13 protein-coding genes, 1 riboswitch and 1 other annotated feature are annotated in these 16,855 nt (G+C 54.5%); of the genes, 5 read left to right on the forward strand and 8 right to left on the reverse strand.

Annotated features, from left to right (window positions below):
* Positions 1-23: 23 nt before the first annotated feature.
* Positions 24-1,211 carry a thiolase family protein gene (locus tag EDM60_RS21080; protein ID WP_122965732.1) on the forward strand — a complete coding sequence of 396 codons (1,188 nt, stop codon included), beginning with the start codon at positions 24-26 and terminating at the stop codon, positions 1,209-1,211.
* 191 nt (positions 1,212-1,402) lie between these two features.
* Here the strand turns inward: EDM60_RS21080 and EDM60_RS21085 are convergent, their stop codons facing one another.
* The 4 genes from EDM60_RS21085 to EDM60_RS21105 form a co-directional block, all read right to left on the reverse strand.
* Complete coding sequence (locus EDM60_RS21085) at positions 1,403-2,680, reverse strand: erythromycin esterase family protein (protein ID WP_122965733.1); 1,278 nt, start codon at positions 2,678-2,680, stop codon at positions 1,403-1,405.
* A 64-nt stretch (positions 2,681-2,744) separates the two neighbouring features.
* Positions 2,745-3,113, reverse strand: coding sequence for a hypothetical protein (locus tag EDM60_RS21090; protein WP_122965734.1), 369 nt, complete (start codon positions 3,111-3,113; stop codon positions 2,745-2,747).
* 172 nt (positions 3,114-3,285) lie between these two features.
* The gene (gene argS / locus EDM60_RS21095; RefSeq protein WP_122965735.1) at positions 3,286-5,001 is read right to left on the reverse strand and encodes an arginine--tRNA ligase; all 1,716 of its coding nucleotides are present in this window, start codon (positions 4,999-5,001) and stop codon (positions 3,286-3,288) included.
* 76 nt (positions 5,002-5,077) lie between these two features.
* Positions 5,078-5,343 (reverse strand) — a binding site (T-box leader).
* Between the two features lie 43 nt (positions 5,344-5,386).
* The gene (locus tag EDM60_RS21105; RefSeq protein WP_122965890.1) at positions 5,387-5,881 is read right to left on the reverse strand and encodes a hypothetical protein; all 495 of its coding nucleotides are present in this window, start codon (positions 5,879-5,881) and stop codon (positions 5,387-5,389) included.
* Between the two features lie 208 nt (positions 5,882-6,089).
* Here EDM60_RS21105 and EDM60_RS21110 point away from each other — a divergent pair, with 208 nt between their 5' ends.
* Entirely contained in the window at positions 6,090-6,662 is a 573-nt protein-coding gene (locus EDM60_RS21110) for a sigma-70 family RNA polymerase sigma factor (RefSeq protein WP_122965891.1), read from the forward strand.
* On the forward strand, positions 6,653-8,821 hold the full coding sequence (locus tag EDM60_RS21115) for a YcdB/YcdC domain-containing protein (protein ID WP_122965736.1): 2,169 nt from the start codon (positions 6,653-6,655) through the stop codon (positions 8,819-8,821). Before EDM60_RS21110 ends, EDM60_RS21115 begins: the two co-directional genes overlap by 10 nt.
* Before the next feature lie 69 nt (positions 8,822-8,890).
* Here EDM60_RS21115 and EDM60_RS21120 read toward each other — a convergent pair whose 3' ends face one another.
* Positions 8,891-8,998 (reverse strand): YjcZ family sporulation protein, encoded by a 108-nt coding sequence (locus tag EDM60_RS21120; RefSeq protein ID WP_083955646.1) that lies wholly within the window; start codon positions 8,996-8,998, stop codon positions 8,891-8,893.
* A gap of 209 nt (positions 8,999-9,207) precedes the next feature.
* Positions 9,208-9,308: riboswitch (SAM riboswitch) on the forward strand.
* Between the two features lie 116 nt (positions 9,309-9,424).
* Here EDM60_RS21120 and metH point away from each other — a divergent pair.
* Complete coding sequence (gene metH / locus EDM60_RS21125; protein ID WP_122965737.1) at positions 9,425-12,874, forward strand: methionine synthase; 3,450 nt, start codon at positions 9,425-9,427, stop codon at positions 12,872-12,874.
* A gap of 34 nt (positions 12,875-12,908) precedes the next feature.
* Positions 12,909-14,774 carry a bifunctional homocysteine S-methyltransferase/methylenetetrahydrofolate reductase gene (locus EDM60_RS21130; RefSeq protein WP_122965738.1) on the forward strand — a complete coding sequence of 622 codons (1,866 nt, stop codon included), beginning with the start codon at positions 12,909-12,911 and terminating at the stop codon, positions 14,772-14,774.
* A gap of 72 nt (positions 14,775-14,846) precedes the next feature.
* On the opposite strand, the gene EDM60_RS21135 is transcribed toward EDM60_RS21130, so the two are convergent.
* The 3 genes from EDM60_RS21135 to EDM60_RS28790 form a co-directional block, all read right to left on the reverse strand.
* Positions 14,847-15,833, reverse strand: coding sequence for a phosphotransferase (locus EDM60_RS21135; RefSeq protein WP_122965739.1), 987 nt, complete (start codon positions 15,831-15,833; stop codon positions 14,847-14,849).
* A 77-nt stretch (positions 15,834-15,910) separates the two neighbouring features.
* Entirely contained in the window at positions 15,911-16,489 is a 579-nt protein-coding gene (locus EDM60_RS21140; RefSeq protein ID WP_122965740.1) for a mismatch-specific DNA-glycosylase, read from the reverse strand.
* Positions 16,490-16,612: 123 nt separating this feature from the next.
* Positions 16,613-16,756 carry a hypothetical protein gene (locus EDM60_RS28790; RefSeq protein ID WP_167470357.1) on the reverse strand — a complete coding sequence of 48 codons (144 nt, stop codon included), beginning with the start codon at positions 16,754-16,756 and terminating at the stop codon, positions 16,613-16,615.
* Between the last annotated feature and the right edge of the window lie 99 nt (positions 16,757-16,855).

The raw sequence follows: 16,855 nt of genomic DNA on the forward strand, positions 1-16,855 counted from the left end.
CAACAGCGAAAGGGAGCGTAGCGATGAGAGAAGTAGTCATTGTCGCCGGGGCGCGCAGCGCAGTTGGCGCTTTCGGCAAAAGCTTGCGCGACGTGCCGGCAACGGAGCTGGGACGGCAAGTATTGGAAGGCTTGATGGAAAAGTCCGGCTTTTCCAAGCAGGAAGTCAATGAAGTGATTTTTGGCAACGGTTACGTGCACGGCGGCGGTCTGAACGCGGCCAGGATCAGCTCGCAGCTCGCCGGATTTCCGCGCCAGGTGTACGGGCATGTCGTGATCAAGGCGTGCGGATCGGGCTTGAAGGCGATCACAAGCGGCGCACTCGCGATCATGGCCGGGCAGGAAGATGTCGTCGTTGCCGGCGGCGTGGAAAACATGAGCAATGTCCCGTACTTGGTGAAAAACCGTTGGGGCAGCAAATTCGGCAACTTGACGATGGAAGACGCTCTCTTGGCGGACGGCTTGATCTGTTCTCTGGAAGGCGAGCACATGGGGATCACAGCGGAGCGGCTCGCGCTCCAGTACGGGATTTCCCGCGAAGAGCAGGATCAGTTCGCTTTTGACAGCCATAAAAAAGCCGCAGCCGCCATCGCCGCAGGCAAATTTGCCAGCGAGATCGTGCCGATTGCAATCAAGGAGCGCAAAGGGACGCGCGTCTTTGACCAGGATGAGTCGGTGCGTGCGGATATTAATCTGGACGATTTGGCGAAGCTGAAAAGCGTCTTCCAAAAAGACGGCACAGTTACGGCGGGCAACGCGTGTCCGATGAACGACGGAGCAGCAGCCGTCTTGATGATGTCGCGGGAAAAAGCGGAGGAAGCGGGTCTTAAACCGCTGGTCAAAATCAAGGCGTTTGCCAGCGCAGGAGTGGAGCCGGGCGTAATGGGAATCGGGCCTGTCCCGGCGACGCAAAAAGCGTTGGAAAAAGCAGGTCTGACGCTGGATGACATCGGGCTGATCGAGCTGAACGAGGCGTTCGCCGCACAAGCGCTGTCCGTCATCAAAGGGCTGGAGCTGGACCCGGCGAAGGTCAATGTCAACGGAGGCGCGATCGCACTCGGTCACCCGGTCGGAGCGACAGGCGCCAAGCTGACCGTGACGCTGATGAACGAAATGGTGCGCAGCCGCGTCAAGTACGGCATGGTCACGCTCTGCATGGCAGGCGGGATGGGGCTGTCCGTCATCTACGAAAACATGACGCTGTCTTCGTAAGGCCAAGCATGTAAGCGAAACAAGCACAGCACATAAAAAAGCCCCGTCAGAGAGCCGCTTCGATTTAGCGGCATTCTGGCGGGGCTTTTGCGGTGGTGTCGGGAGCGGCGCTTTGCAGTCTACTCATGTGTGCACATGCGACTGATGTAGAGTGAGGTAGATCAAGCATTCAACTGCTCGCTCGGACGCTGTCACTCTGCGAGCATGACAGAAGGCGTCGCCGTCCGCACGAACACCAACGCATCAAACGCTTTTGCCGGAACCATTTGCAGCGTGTACATTTTCTCGATGCTGCCATACCAGCTGGCAAACATGTCGCCGATGGCGCTGATCGGCTGGGCGCGATTCACGTAGGCGGAAAAGGCTGTGTCCTGGCGGGTCTTGGCAAAATCCAAAAAGCCATCCGCCATTCCGGTCTTCGCGAACAGAACGGCTAGTCGCTGCTCCCCGCTGTTTTTGACATGGAACAGCTTGCGTTCATTGGTTGACGCGTCTTTGGCCAGAAACGAGCTTTCGTAAAATTCGCTGCCGATCGCGTAATACTGGTCGCCCCACGTTTTCGCCAGATGGGCGCCCATGGAGGCGATGATGCCTGCCGTTGTCGACGTTTTTTCGATGTGTCCGTTATGTCCGGCGATAAACAGTTGCTGGCGTCCGTAAAATTTCTTTTCAAACGCGAGAATCCAGTTGACCCGGTCGGCCATGAAGCGGTCGCGCGTGCTGCCGTAAGGGACGTTCGTTCCGTGCAAAGTGGCATTTTGCATGATCGATTCGGCATAGGCGACAGCCAGCTCGTAGTCTTTTTCCGAGCTTTTGGCGATGTAGGCGGTTTTGTTTTGCTTGATTCGTTCGAGCATGTGGCGAGTCGAAGCAAGGCTCTCCTTTGCGAGCTTTTCGTCGGACACGGTTTGATCGGTCAGCTTGGCGAGTGCCTTTGCCGATTCAGAAGCAAGCGCAGGGTCGACTTTTTGCAAGTAGGCGAAAAGCCTTGTCTTGTTGTGATCGTAGCGCTGCATGTCAAATCCGTAAAAATGGATTTTTTGGTCGGCAGGCTGCTTTTCGTTGTAAGTGCGCATCCAGGACAGCAGATCGGCCATTTCTTGCGTGTTGTAGATGGCGAAGCCGATCGCCTTTGCCGCATCGTTTGCGGTTACATGTCCACCCAAAAGGAAGTCGTTGACCTTCTGGGCGCCGCCAAAATCACCTTCGATGGCAAACACGCGATAGCTTTGCTTCTCGACTACATGCCGGAATACGTCCAGCTTGAGCGTAGTGAACTGCTTGTTTCCGTGCGTAGCTTCGCCAAAGCCGATAATCGTCTTCGCGGGCAGCTCCATTTTCGCTACAGGAACGGCATATTTTTGCAAAGAACTTTGCAGGGAGCTTGCAGCAGGGGCAGGGGTGTCAAAGCCAGTCAGGACGCTGAGCATGAGCAGCAAGCTTGCGGCGATCAAAACAATTTTTTCCATAACAATCTCACTTTCTGTAGGGCGTTTTTTCAAAAAGAATCTGCTTCACAACGGTTGTCTGTCTTCATTCGTGTTGAGCGAGCAGATGTTGTTGCAGCGTAACGGCGATCTCGGTGGGGTTCTCCACCTGCACGACAATTTTCCGGTATTTCGCATGTCCTTCCAAATCGAGCAAAAGCAGATGATTCGTCCGCTCGAAGGAAAGGAAGTACCAATCGTTTCCGTAGAGGAATCTGCCCGCATATGTGCTGGAAAAAGGAATCTCCGTTCCCGGCATGCGCAGCGTTCCCGGCTCGGGAGTAAAGGAATCGACTTGAACATGCTTGATGAATCGATACGGCATGGTAATGCGGTTCTCGAATGCGATCACCGCGCGCCAGCCGCTGAGCGCCAATGTGCACTCCGATGGGCCAAACTGTATCGTTCTGCTCACATCCACTCACCACCGATGACGTTTTTCTTTTTATTATCGCAAAGCATGACAAAAAATGGAACGATTTAGGTGGTGAGATATCGGCAAGCGAGCCGTGGCTGCTGTTTTTCAAAAAGGAAAGCCGGCGTTTCCTGAGAGCAGGAGGCAGCCGGCTTTCGTGATCTTGCGACAGTTACATTTCCTCTGGAGCAGCCAGTCCGAGCAGGCGCAATCCTTCTTTCAGGACAGCGACTACCGCAGCTACGAGCTGGAGGCGGGACGCTTTGACGTCTTCTTCCTCGGCCAAAATGCGCACGTTGGCGTAGAACTTGTTGAACGATTGGGCAAGGTCGATGACGTACTTGCCGATTTGCGACGGATCGAAATTGTCGCTGGCCCGTTCAATCACTTCCGGGAAGCTGTTCAGCAAAGTGATGACTGCCCACGCTTCCTTGCTGTCCAATGCATCTGGTACGAGGCTGGCAGCCGTTTGCGGCTTGTACTCTCCTTTGCGCAGAAGCGAGCAAGCGCGCGCATGCGTGTATTGCACGTACGGCCCTGTCTCGCCTTCGAAGGTGAGCATTTCTTCCCAGGAGAAGTTGATGTCGTTCAGACGGTAGTTTTTCAGGTCGTGGAAAATAACGGCCCCAACCCCGACTTGGCGGGAAACTTCGTCCTTGTTCGCGAGGGAAGGATTTTTCTCCTCAATCACTTTTTGCACATCGGCAATCGCCTGCGCCAAAACTTCTTCGAGCAGGACGACTTTTCCTTTACGCGTGGACATTTTCTTGCCGTCTTTGAGCATCATGCCGAACGGGATGTGATGCATGTCGGCGGACCAGGCGTAGCCCATTTTTTCCAACACTTTGTAGAGCTGCTGGAAGTGGAGGCGCTGCTCGTTTCCTACGACGTAGAGCGCTTTTGCGAAGTCGTACGTCTCATGACGGTACAGGGCGGCTGCCAGATCGCGCGTGGCGTACAAAGTAGCGCCGTCCGACTTTTTGATCAGGCATGGCGGCATGTTGTACTCATCGAGACTGACAACCATGGCGCCGTCCGATTCGGTCAGCAAGCCTTTTTCTTCGAGCAGGGTGACGACGCGATCCATTTTGTCGTTGTAGAAAGCTTCCCCGTGCGTGGAGTCAAAGGAGACGTTCATCAGCTCGTAAATTTTCATGAACTCCTTGAGCGATTCGTCGCGGAACCATTTCCACAGATGCTGCGCCTCGGCGTCGCCATCTTCCAGCTTTTTGAACCATTCGCGGCCCTGGTCTTCCAAGGTAGAGTCGTTTTCAACTTCTTCGTGGAAACGCACGTACAGGCTGAGCAGCTCCTTGATCGGCTCCGCTTTGACTTTCTCCTCGTCACCCCACAGGCGATAGGCGACGATCAGCTTGCCGAACTGTGTGCCCCAGTCACCCAAGTGGTTGATGCGCACAGGCTGGTAGCCGCGTTTTTCCATGATGTTCGCAATCGCGTTTCCGATGACGGTCGAACGCAAGTGGCCCATGGAAAACGGCTTGGCGATGTTAGGGGAGGAGAGGTCGATCGGCACTTTGCGGCCTTGGCCTGCTTCGCTGCTTCCGTATGCGCTGCCTTGTGCCAGGATGGTGCCAATGACTTGCTCCGCCACGTTTTGCTGATCGAGAAACAAGTTGACGTAAGGGCCGACTGCTTGTGCCGAGCGCAGCGGCGCACCTTCTATTTTTTCCGCAAGCTCTGTCGCGATCATCGGCGGAGCTTTGCGCAGTGCTTTTGCCAATTGGAAACATGGGAAAGCGATATCTCCCATAGCCGGGTTTGGCGGTGTTTCCAGCATGTTGTACACCGTTTCTTGCGAGAAATCGTTCACACCGAGTCCGGTGAGGGCCGCGGCGATTTTTTCCGCCACTTGATGTTTGTAACTCATGGTAATTCTCCTTTCAAATGGGAAAAGCTTTGGAACGGAACGCTTGAAAAATAAAAAAACCTCTACGTCTCCTGTAAAAAGAGACGAGAGGTTGTGCTCCCGCGGTGCCACTCTTGTTGTTTTTGCCTGCATGATTTGGTTGAGGCAAAAACCGCTTTGCGCTGCTGTAACGGGCAGACCCGGCAAAACCCTACACAATCCAGACGCTTACATCTATAGCGTCAGATGTTCAGGCCGCATCTCCGAGGGGCGCTTCCGCACTTGGTCAGGCATCGGGCTTCCACCATCCCCGATTCGCTACAGCCGTAAGTCCAAGGGTACTGTCCTCATCAACGATTCGCTTGTTTACCTAGCATTATAGCCGTTTTTGGTGCTTTTGTGCAACTTACTCTTCCGGTTTTTTCAAAATCTTGTCGAGTGCCGCGAAATACTCCTGCGTCAGCTTTTCTCTTTCTTCCGCCGTCAAGTTTTCGGCATGCATCCATTGCGCCTTGTACTGCTCCAGTTTTTCCACCATGGCCAGCTCGGCAGCCGCTTCTTCTTCCAGATCGTAATTCTCGGATGGATCAAAAGGGATCAGCCGATTGTCGTTGCCGCTGCGCAGGTAGGAAGAGCGCCAGTTTTCCGGGAAGTGGTAATCCTGATCGCCAAACATCAGACCGAGAACGTCGTCGGAGTCGAGTGGCAAAAAGTGATCGTAATTGTCCCTTCTGCCGCCTTCGGACAGGTTGATATGCGACAAAAAGTAGCGCAAATAGTGTTCACCTGTTTCGGTATGCTTTACGATGGAATATGTTTCAAACTCGGATGTTTCCAGTTCCTTTACCGTCTCTATACAGGACAAAAACTCGTCTTTTTCACAAGCGAGCAAAGTGTTCATCGTCAATCGTTCCTTTCTGGGGGTTAGGTAAGCCTCATGATAGCAAAAGCGTTCCGCTCTGACAACGAACGCAGTGCGCGCAGGTGTCGTCTTTTCCGCTGAAAACAGAGGCCAGGAAAAATAAATCGCGATTTCTGTCACAAAAAGCAGGCTGCTGGATCAAATGGATATCGTTTGCAAGAGGAGGTGAAGCAAAGTGAATGTCAATCTGAATGCCAGTGCAAAGGCTAACGCGGCAGAGCGGTCTTTGCAGCCGACCAAGGACGCGCTACTGTCGACTTTGATGAATGACTACGGTGACAAAATCGTCCAGCTCGCCTACATGATCGTCAAAGATCGCGGAATCGCGGAAGACATCACACAGGAAGTGTTCCTGAAAGCCTATCGGTCGCTGGATCAGTTTCGCCATGAGAGCAGTTTGAAAACATGGCTGTACCGGATTGCCATCAATGAATCGCGCAAGTATTTGCGATCGTGGTCGTTCCGGCAAATCTTTTCTACGTTTGTCTCCCCGAAAGAAACCGTGCCGGAACAAGTGGCGGAAGGGAACGTGGAATCGTCCGTTTTTAAGCAACTGGACCAGGTACATATCGCCGAGAAAGTCATGATGCTGTCGCCTTTGTATCGAAAGGTCATGGTACTTCATTACTATGAAGATTTGTCAATTAAGGAAGTAGCACAAGTGCTGGATATTTCCGAGGATGCGGTACGGACGCAGCTGCATCGGGCGCGCAAACATTTTCGGGCATTGTGTGAAAAGGAGGGATTGGAATGGAACTAGATCAGGGGCTGCGTGAAGCTGTACGCGAAGCAGGGAAAGCGGCAGCTTCGGAAGTGAAGTTTACCCGGGAAATGGAAGAGAGGATTCGGATGGAGGTCGGGAAGAAAAAGCAGAAAAATCGCAATCGCGTGGTCATGGCGGGATCGCTTGCGGCCTGCCTGGCATTGACCGTGCTAGGGGTGCGAGAGGGCTTTCTGCCGTCCATGTCGCCGCAAAAAAATGGAACGAGCGCAGCGGCGGCGCATCAAACGGACAAAACCGCGGAGCAGGCCGTTTCACCGGAACAAGCGCTGGCTCCGCTGCAAAAGGCAGTCCCTGAGCTTGGCGGTGTCACACTGCGCAAAGGCGAGACGCTGGATGGGGTTGCGCTTGTGACCTTGCTGCAAAAGGACAGGGCAATCGGACAAGTCGCGTATGACACCCGGACGGGGCGGATCGAAAGCTACTTGCTGGACGCGAGCAATGACGGCGAGAAAACAACGATTGCGCCCGCGCAAGCAGAGAAAGTCGCGCAAGCATTTTTGCAGACCGCGCTCGGTGAAGAAGCGAAGGCTTACGCGCATCAGGCGACAGAAGTTTATGCGGATGAGGATTGGCGCAACGGAACGTGGATGAACGTCAGCTATCAGCGGTTGGAAAACGGCAAGCCTGTCCCGTACGATGTCTTGACTGTCCAGGTGGACAAAAAGGAGCGCGTCGCCTTTTTCGGCAGGTTGAACGAGCAGGAGCAGAAGCTGTTTGCCAAATTCGCCGCCTCCGTGCCTGAACTGAATCCGTCCCCGGTTGTCTACAACAAACAGCTGACTCGAGATGGTTGGGCGCTGGTTTTGGGTAAAGTGAACGACGAAGGCCAGACAGCGATGGTGAGCGAAATCGGCAACGGGCAAGACATCGATCTGTACCGGATTCAGCGGGACCGCAACGAAGTAGCGCAAAAGCCAAATGAAGCAGAGGCGTTAAAGCAAGCGAAGCAGCTTCTCGGCCGATTGCTTGGAGCTGACAGCGCGAACTATCGCCATGTGGAATCGAATAGCGCGGAAAAATTCATGCGTTATCATAACGGGTTACCTGTCATGGAAGATGTGCTGGATATTGAACTGGGCAGCTCCGGACGTCTTCTGATGTTCAGCAAACCGACGAGAGCGTATTCCCCGTCTTCGTTCCCGGATGCTGCGGAAGCTGTGGCGAAAAGCGCCGCCGAAAACGAGCTGGCCGCAAATATGAAGCTTGTATACGTGCAGCACATGTCCGAAGGGAAGGCGCTGAAACAGCCGACACTGGAATACAGGGCAGCGGTTTCCTTTTTCCAACAAGGAAGGCCGGTTTTCCTTGATTGGTACATTGATGCGCATAGCGGCAAGATCAACTACGGTACGGGAAACAACGGCTTTGCCTACGATCAGCTGCAGCGGGAGCAGCCGCAGGCAGATGCGTTCGAGACACACGAACAGCCTGTCATCGTGCGTACGAAGGAAGAGGCGAAGGCGCTTTTGCAAACGGAATTTGGCGTCAACGTCGAAGGCATGTCCTATCGGGAATCCGTAGATGATCACCAAAAGAACAAATCATTCAACTGGGCAGATAGCAAAGACCGCTGGCATGAAGTGACGATCGACGCGAAGACGAGCCAGGTAGTTGGGTTGCGCGTTCCCCGCACAAATACGCAAGTGACCGTGAAGCGCGAACAGGCCGAGCAGGCAGCCGTGTTCTTTTTGGCCAAATACGCCGATCCGGGCGTAAAAGAAGTGCAGCTTGCACAAGTGATGGAACCTGGCGCAGCCAATCCGGTTTCGTCAGGCAACTGGGTATTCCGCTATGTCATGAGCAAGGATGGGATTCCGGTGTTGGACAAGGGGCCAGATGCCGCTTACGAGGTGTCGGTAGACCCTTCGACCGGGAAGGTAAACAGCTTCCGGAATTGGCGAGAGACTCACAAGTTGATAGAGCTTCCTTCGTCAGCCGAGGTCGTTTCCAAACAAAAGGCTGCCGAGTCGTTTTTGCGCGTCATGCCACTCAGGCTTGTTTACCTGTTAAAAGATCAGGAAAACGATTGGCTGGATCGTCCGAGACTCGCGTACATTCCGTGGAGCGAGGAAGAGCTGGCAAGCAGTTTCATTACCATCGATGCCAAAAGCGGCGAGGCTGTAATCGAGCCGTAAGGACAAGAAAAAGAGGCTATCCCGCAAGCCAGCTGGAAGGCGGGGGGATAGCCTCTTCTTGTCATTTACCTAGCAGTCGTCACACGAACACCCAACAATGACCAGCAGGATAAACAGTACGAGCACCAGTGCGAAGCAGTCTCCAAAGATGCCATTTCCGCAGTAAGATGTACTCACGTTTGTTCCCCCTCCTTTCCGTTATGCTACAGTCTATACACGATCGCACAGATTGGCGTGGGCGGATGCCCGGTAAGCACAAAAATGGGCGCAGTCGGGGAGAAAAGCAGTAAATAATAGACAAATTCTCAATTGACGTAGACAGGACGCGGTGTTAAGATACTGTCAAACATGAAACCTGAAAGTCAAAAATGAATACCATGGTACAACTCTTATCAAGAGAGGCAGAGGGACTGGCCTGATGAAGCCTCGGCAACCGGTTAAAATCCGGTGCCAATTCCAGCAAAGCTACGGCTTTGAAAGATGAGAGGATGGTTCAGGCGCAATTGTATCCGCGGACAAATCCTCTTCTTTCAAAGAAGAGGATTTTTTTGTGCAAAAAAACTGCCGAGAATAAACGCCGCAAGGGAGAAAAGGAGTACGTCAATGAAACCCACTTTTCGCGAACAGCTTTCCCGGAAAATTCTGATTCTGGACGGTGCGATGGGCACGATGCTGCAACAGGCGAACTTGACCGCCGATGATTTTGGCGGCGAAGCCTACGATGGTTGCAACGAGCTTTTGAACTTGACGCGACCAGACGTCATTCGATCCATCCACGAAAAATATTTGGAGGCGGGAGCGGACATCGTCGAGACGAATACATTCGGAGCCACCTCCGTCGTGTTGGCCGAGTACGATGTCGCCGACAAGGATCTGGAGTTAAACATCGCTGCGGCCCGTCTGGCGAAGGAAGCCGTAGATGCCTATAGCACAACCGAGTGGCCGCGATACGTGGCAGGGGCAATGGGACCGACGACGAAAACGCTCGCTTTGACAGGTGGCGTCACCTTCGAGGAGCTGGTGGAGTCCTACTATCGTCAGGCAAAAGGACTGATCATTGGCGGAGCCGACGTGCTGCTGCTGGAAACATCGCAGGATACGCTGAACGTCAAGGCGGGGGGAATCGGCATCCGCAAAGCGTTCGCAGAGCTGGATGTGGAGTTGCCCGTCATGCTGTCCGGGACGATTGAACCGATGGGCACCACTCTTGCCGGTCAAAACATCGAGGCGTTTTATATCTCGCTTGAGCATTTGAAGCCCGTGTCCGTTGGGCTGAACTGTGCGACTGGCCCCGAGTTCATGCGCGACCATCTGCGCACGCTGTCCGGACTGGCTCAATGCGGAGTGAGCTGTTACCCCAATGCGGGCTTGCCGGATGAAAACGGACATTACCATGAGACGCCGCAAGGGCTTGCGACGAAAATGCGCGCTTTTGCAGAACAAGGCTGGCTGAACGTGGCGGGCGGCTGCTGCGGAACGACGCCCGACCATATCAGGGCGATGGCAGAAGCATTGAAAGACTGCAAGCCACGTCAGGCTGTCGATCAGGCTGTCAGCGCGGTATCCGGCATCGAAGTCGTGTACGTGGAAGATGACAGTCGCCCGCTGTTGGTAGGGGAGCGCACAAACGTCATCGGTTCGAAAAAATTCCGCGACTTGATCGCCGCAGGCCAATACGAGGAAGCGTCAGATATCGCCCGGGCACAAGTAAAACGCGGCGCTCACGTCATCGATATTTGTTTGGCTGACCCGGATCGGGATGAATACGCCGATATGGAAAAATTCCTGCAATTCGTCGTGAAAAAGGTCAAGGCTCCGCTGATGATCGACTCGACGGATGCAAAAGTAATGGAGCTGGGCCTGCGCTATTCCCAGGGAAAAGCGATTCTCAACTCGATCAACCTGGAAGATGGTCTGGAGCGCTTTGAAGAAGTAGCGCCGCTGATCAAAAAGTTCGGAGCGGCTGTAGTCGTCGGAACGATCGAGGAAGCGGGCATGGCTGTCACGCGCGAGAAGAAGCTGGAAGTGGCGAAGCGCTCGTACGATATTTTGGTCAACCAGTACGGAATTGCCCCGCAAGACATCATTTTCGACCCGCTGGTGTTCCCGGTCGGTACAGGGGATGAGCAGTACATCGGTTCCGCCAAGGAGACGGTTGAGGGGATTCGCCTCATTAAAGAAGCGATGCCGCTGTGCAAAACGATTCTCGGGGTCAGCAACGTGTCTTTCGGGCTGCCAGCAGCGGGCCGCGAAGTGCTCAACGCCGTGTTTTTGTACCACACGACGGTTGCCGGACTCGATTTTGCCATCGTCAATACAGAAAAGCTGGAGCGCTACGCGTCGATTCCCGAGGATGAGCGCAAGCTGGCGGAAGCGCTGCTGTTCGAGACAAACGACGAAACACTGGCTGCATTCACCGAATTTTACCGCCAGAAGAAAAAAGAAGTGCGGGTGGAAGCTTCCACGCTGACTTTGGAAGAGCGCCTCGCCCGATATGTCATCGAAGGCTCCAAGGATGGCTTGACTGACGATTTGAAGCTGGCTCTGGAAAAGTATGCGCCGCTTGAAATTATTAACGGCCCGTTGATGTCAGGAATGGAAGAGGTCGGCCGCCTGTTTAACGGAAACCAGCTGATCGTAGCGGAAGTGCTGCAAAGCGCGGAAGTCATGAAAGCGTCTGTCTCGTTTTTGGAGCCGTTTATGGAAAAGAGCGATGCGGCGGCCAAAGGCAAGATTTTGCTGGCGACAGTCAAAGGCGACGTGCACGACATCGGCAAAAATCTGGTGGAAATCATTTTGGCAAACAACGGCTACAACGTCGTGAATCTGGGGATCAAGGTGCCGCCTGAGCAACTGATTGCCGCTTGCCGGGAAGAGAAGCCGGATGCGATCGGGTTGTCCGGTCTTTTGGTCAAATCGGCCCAGCAAATGGTCATTACCGCGCAAGACTTGAAAGCAGCGGGAATCGATGTGCCGATGATGGTCGGAGGTGCGGCTTTGACGCGCAAATTCACTTCCAACCGGATCGCGCCGGAATACCACGGAATCGTGTTGTACGCCAAGGATGCGATGGACGGACTCGACCTCGTCAACCGTTTGCAAAACCCGAACGAGCGGGAGCGTCTGGTCGCTGAGCAGCAAGAACTCGCTGAAGCGGCGGCAACGGCGCAACCCGTGGTGGTACAAGAGAAAAAAGCTCCGCTGCCAGCCCGTTCGGCGATTAGCAGAACCGTTCCGATTCAGCTGCCGCCTGACTGCGAGCGACACGTGCTGCGCCAGTACCCGATCAGCCATTTGCAACCGTACCTGAATTTGCGCATGCTGCTCGGCAAGCATCTCGGTGTGCGTGGAAACGTGGAAAAATTGCTGGAAGCGGGCGACGAAAAGGCGTTGGAACTGTACGGGATAGTCGAGGAGCTGTTGAATGAAGCGAAGCAGCACGGAACGATCAAGGCGCACGGTGCCTATCAGTTTTTCCCGGCGCAAGCGGACGGCAACGATATTATCGTCTACGATCCAAACGACCACAGCAAAGTGCTGGAACGCTTCTCGTTCCCGCGTCAGCCGGAAGAGCCGCATCTGTGCCTGTCCGATTTCTTGCGTCCGGTCGAGAGCAAGGAGATGGATTACGTCGGATTTTTGACGGTGACAGCAGGCGGCGGCATTCGCGAGCGCTCGACTGAACTGAAGGAACGCGGCGACTACTTGCGCTCGCACGTTTTGCAAGCATTGGCTCTGGAGCTGGCGGAAGCTTTTGCGGAGCGGATTCACCACGTAATGCGCGATGTATGGGGGATTCCTGATCCGGCGGAAATGACCATGCTGGAGCGCTTCGGTGCCCGCTATCGAGGCATTCGCGTGTCGTTCGGCTATCCGGCTTGCCCGAACTTGGAAGACCAGGCGCAGCTGTTCCGCCTGTTGCGGCCGGAAGACATCGGCATCCAGTTGACAGAAGGCTTCATGATGGAGCCGGAAGCTTCTGTATCCGCGATGGTATTTGCCCACCCGGAAGCGCGTTACTTTAACGCAGGTCCGTCGGTGTTTGAAGTATAGATCGTCTAATGAAAATGGGAGAGAAGGGATTGAGTTGACGACGAGCAAGCAAGACTTACGGGAGTATTTGCAGGAGCACCTGCTGGTCGGAGACGGAGCCATGGCGACCCAGCTGCATGCGCTGGGCGCCCCGGTTGGCGTCAGCTTTGAAGAGTTGTGTTTGTCCAATCCGCGCGTGGTGCACGAAGTTCATGCGTCGTACTATCAGGCAGGAGCGCGCCTTTTGGAGACGAATACATTTTCCGCGAACCGGGATGCGCTCAGCCGCTACGGTTTGGAGCACAAAGTGGCGCGGATCAACCGCCTTGCCGTGGCGATTGCCCGCGAAGCCGCCAAGGACGATGCGTACGTGGCAGGCAGCATCGGCTCGATTTTGGCTGGACGGGTGAAGAAAAAGGTACTGGATGAGTATCGGGACCAGTACGAGGAACAGGCGATCGCGCTGTTGCACGCAGGCGTAGACGCGCTGATTTTGGAGACGTTCCTCGATCTGGAGGAACTGCTGCTCGCCATCGAGGTCATTCGTCCGCTGACAGATGTGCCCGTCATTGCGCAACTGGCGACATTGGAAGTCGGACGCACGCGCGACGGCTACTCGCTGACGGATGCTTTTCCGCAACTGAAACAGGCAGGAGCAGACGTCATCGGTTTGAACTGCCGCTTGGGTCCGGCTGAAATTTTGCGCTCTTTTGAAAGCACAATCTTCCCGGATGATTCGCTTCTGTCAGCGTTCCCCAATGCGGGACGGCTGGGAATGACGGACGGGGAGTACGCCTTCAAGTCGTCTCCCGACTATTTTGCCGAAAGCGCCCTGCGCCTGCGCGACCAGGGAGTGCGCCTGATCGGCGGCTGCTGCGGAACGACCCCTGCACACGTGAAGGCGATAGCAGATGCGCTCGCAGGGCAAAAGCCGCAAGCACGCGTGAATCCAACGATTGCGTTGGCGGAGCGTCCGCACATAACGGTACAAAGCATTCACGAGCGCGAGAAGCCAAGCATCGTGGAACGGGTGAAAACAGCTACAACGATCATCGTCGAATTTGATCCGCCGCGCGATCTCGACGCCGAACAGTTTCTGGACGGCTGCTGCGAGCTGCACAAAGCAGGGGCAGACGCGATCACGCTGGCAGACAATTCGCTTGCGACGGTGCGGATGAGCAACATGGCGCTCGGAGCGCTGATGAAAACGAGACACGGGATCGATCCGCTTTTGCATATTGCCTGCCGTGACCGCAACTTGATCGGGCAGCAATCCCATCTGATGGGGCTGCACGCGCTTGGCATCGACCAAATTCTCGTCATCACGGGCGACCCGTCCCGCTTCGGCGATTTGCCGGGGGCAAGCTCGGTGTTTGATGTCACTTCGTTCGATTTGATCCGCATGGTGAAGCAGTTGAACGAAGGCGTCTCGTTCTCGGGACGACCGCTCAAGCAAAAAGCCCAGTTCATCGTGGGCGCAGCCTTCAACCCGAACGTGCGCAACATGGCAGCGGCTGTCGCCCGGCTGGAAAAGAAAGTCGAGGCAGGGGCTGATTACATCATGACCCAACCTGTGTATGACGTCGAATCGATTCGCCTTGTACACGAGGCGACCAAGCACATCGGCATCCCGGTTTTTATCGGCATCATGCCGCTGACCAGTTCAAGAAATGCCGAGTTCCTGCACAATGAAGTGCCTGGCATCAAGCTTTCGGCGGAAGCCTTGGAACGGATGAAAAAAGTGCAGGGACCAGCGGCCAGGCAGGAAGGCATCGCCATCGCCAAAGAACTGCTCGACACGGCTGTCCGCTATTTCAACGGGATTTACCTGATTACGCCTTTCAACTATTACGATATGGCTGCTGACCTGATTGCGTACGTGCGGCAGCAAAGCGCCCTGGTCAAAACGGCGCAACCGTAGAAGACCAGACCAGCCCAAACAGGAAAAAAGCCCAATAGGCCCTCGCGCAAGACAGGCAGCTGCCTTTCGTCTTTACGCGAGGGCTTTTAGTTCATCCAGCATATAGGCGGTCTTGATCGCCTCACGCGTGCAAAACTTCTGAATCTCGGCCACTTCCATCTCCTCATACTGCTTCATGCGCAAAAACCGTTCCATGATATGTGGGAAGGTCAGATCGACAAACAGCAAATGCAGCTGCTCGGCAGACAGCGGATTTTCCTGCAAGTAGGCCCGCAACAAAGACGTAAACAACGGCTCGTTCCAGCTTCCTGCCTTGCGCATGGCGAGCGAGAGGACGCGACTGATGTCTTTGGAAGGAAAATCGTAGCGGACGTCTTCCCAGTCGATAATCGCGATTTGCTGGTTGCGCGTGAGCAAATTGCCGTTGTTGAAATCTCCGTGGCAGAGGAAATGCTTGCGCAGGGCAAGCTTTTTCCAGCTGGAAAAGTAGGCGGATGATTTCAACTGTTCTCGCGCCGCAAGCCCTGCCTGGCGAAAATAAGGCAAGTATTCCACAATCGTCGTCGATTTCGGATTCTTTTTGCTCATGTGGCGCTGCTCCCATTTTTCCAGTGCAGCCAGGTCCGCCTTGTATTCCTCCGACCATTTTTTCGCCCCGTTGTACAGCTCGCCATGCTTGGAAGTAAAACCGAGCGATTGCAGATGGAAGCGCCCTAGTGCGGCTCCGACCTGTTCCAGCTTTTTCGGTGAGCTGTAGGCGATTTTCGGCCAGGAAAACCATTGGTGCAGCACAAACAAGTTGTCTTTGTACACAATCGAGCGCTGGTTGCTTTTCGTGCGCTGGATGCCGGGGATGAGAATGCCTTTTTTGCGCAAATGCGCTTCGGCGTTCAAAATGAAGTGCTGGCGTTCTTTCGGTAAGTACGAAATTTTGCCGATAAACTTGCCGATCGAGGTATCGAGAAAGACGACGAGCGACTTGGGCGTCTCGCGAAGTGTTTCCTGCTGCAATACTTTCAGCGCGTACTTTTGCTCGATTTTGCCGATGAGGTCGTCCATCCGTTTTGCGCCTCCCTTGCAAAAGAAACGTACGATTATCATACGCGGCGGCCCAAGCGGATGACACTCATGGCGCTTCAGTTGGGCGGCAAGGGAAGCGGATGCCAGTCTTTTTGGCGCAAAAAGTCGCTCAGCTCGGCGAATTTGGCGATGCGTTCCGCGCGTGTGAATGAGGCGTTGGCTCCACTCGTGGACGGGATGACGAACAAGTAGCTGCCTGCCCAATCATTGGTAGCGAATGCCTTCTCTGGTTGCAGACCCAGCGCGACAGCGGCTTTTTTCTGGCCTGTTGCATGGCGAAAAGCCGTAATTCCGTTAAAGCAGATGACGCGCGGGCGGTACGTTTGGATCATGTGCACGAACTGCTCTGCGCCTGTGTCAAAATCTTCGCGCGTGAGATCAGAAGAGGAGCGGGTAGGGCGCGTGACGAGATCGGTAATGCCGTAGTTGTAATCCAACAGCAGCGAGGTTTCTTCCGGCAGCAGTTGTCTTGCGGTAAGCCCGCCCTCGAACAAGCCGCGCCAAAACAAATTCGCCGGGTTCGCGTAGTGGAATCCGGCTGTGGCCGATACGCGCCCGGGATTGATGCCGCAAAACAACACTGTCAAATCGCGGCGGATGTAAGTAGGCAGCCATTTTTCCGTAAATTCCACCAAGATGATCCCTCCGATTGTTTTCCTTGATTTGATTGTAGCACAGAGGAGAGCGCTTACAGAAACAGGCAAAAAAAGCTGCCAAACGCTGGCAGCTTATCGGTAAAAGTGTGATTAGGTTCGATCTTACAGCTGAGCGTACGGCAGCATGTGCTCCGGCTCATTCGTGATGAATTGTTCCATTTCATTGCGGACGTATTTTTTTGTCTCGAAAGGAACGGCTTCGTGTTCTTCTTTGCCCCACAACCAGCGCGACAATTGTTGAATCATAAGGATTACCCCTCACTTGGTGGAAATGTTTTACACGCTTATCATACTCCTCTTTTGTGAGTTTGTGGCTGGGCAGGTGTGAATAAGGCGTGAAGAAAT

Source organism: Brevibacillus parabrevis (assembly GCF_003710905.1).
Taxonomy (GTDB): Bacteria; Bacillota; Bacilli; order Brevibacillales; family Brevibacillaceae; genus Brevibacillus; species Brevibacillus parabrevis.

What these genes read in the sequence shown, in the direction of transcription:
- EDM60_RS28790 (WP_167470357.1), bottom strand. Translation starts at nt 16,756, where the DNA reads ATGATTCAACAATTGTCGCGCTGGTTGTGGGGCAAAGAAGAACACGAA.
- metH (WP_122965737.1), top strand. Translation starts at nt 9,425, where the DNA reads ATGAAACCCACTTTTCGCGAACAGCTTTCCCGGAAAATTCTGATTCTG.
- EDM60_RS21080 (WP_122965732.1), top strand. Translation starts at nt 24, where the DNA reads ATGAGAGAAGTAGTCATTGTCGCCGGGGCGCGCAGCGCAGTTGGCGCT.
- argS (WP_122965735.1), bottom strand. Translation starts at nt 5,001, where the DNA reads ATGAGTTACAAACATCAAGTGGCGGAAAAAATCGCCGCGGCCCTCACC.
- EDM60_RS21135 (WP_122965739.1), bottom strand. Translation starts at nt 15,833, where the DNA reads ATGGACGACCTCATCGGCAAAATCGAGCAAAAGTACGCGCTGAAAGTA.
- EDM60_RS21085 (WP_122965733.1), bottom strand. Translation starts at nt 2,680, where the DNA reads ATGGAAAAAATTGTTTTGATCGCCGCAAGCTTGCTGCTCATGCTCAGC.
- EDM60_RS21115 (WP_122965736.1), top strand. Translation starts at nt 6,653, where the DNA reads ATGGAACTAGATCAGGGGCTGCGTGAAGCTGTACGCGAAGCAGGGAAA.
- EDM60_RS21105 (WP_122965890.1), bottom strand. Translation starts at nt 5,881, where the DNA reads ATGAACACTTTGCTCGCTTGTGAAAAAGACGAGTTTTTGTCCTGTATA.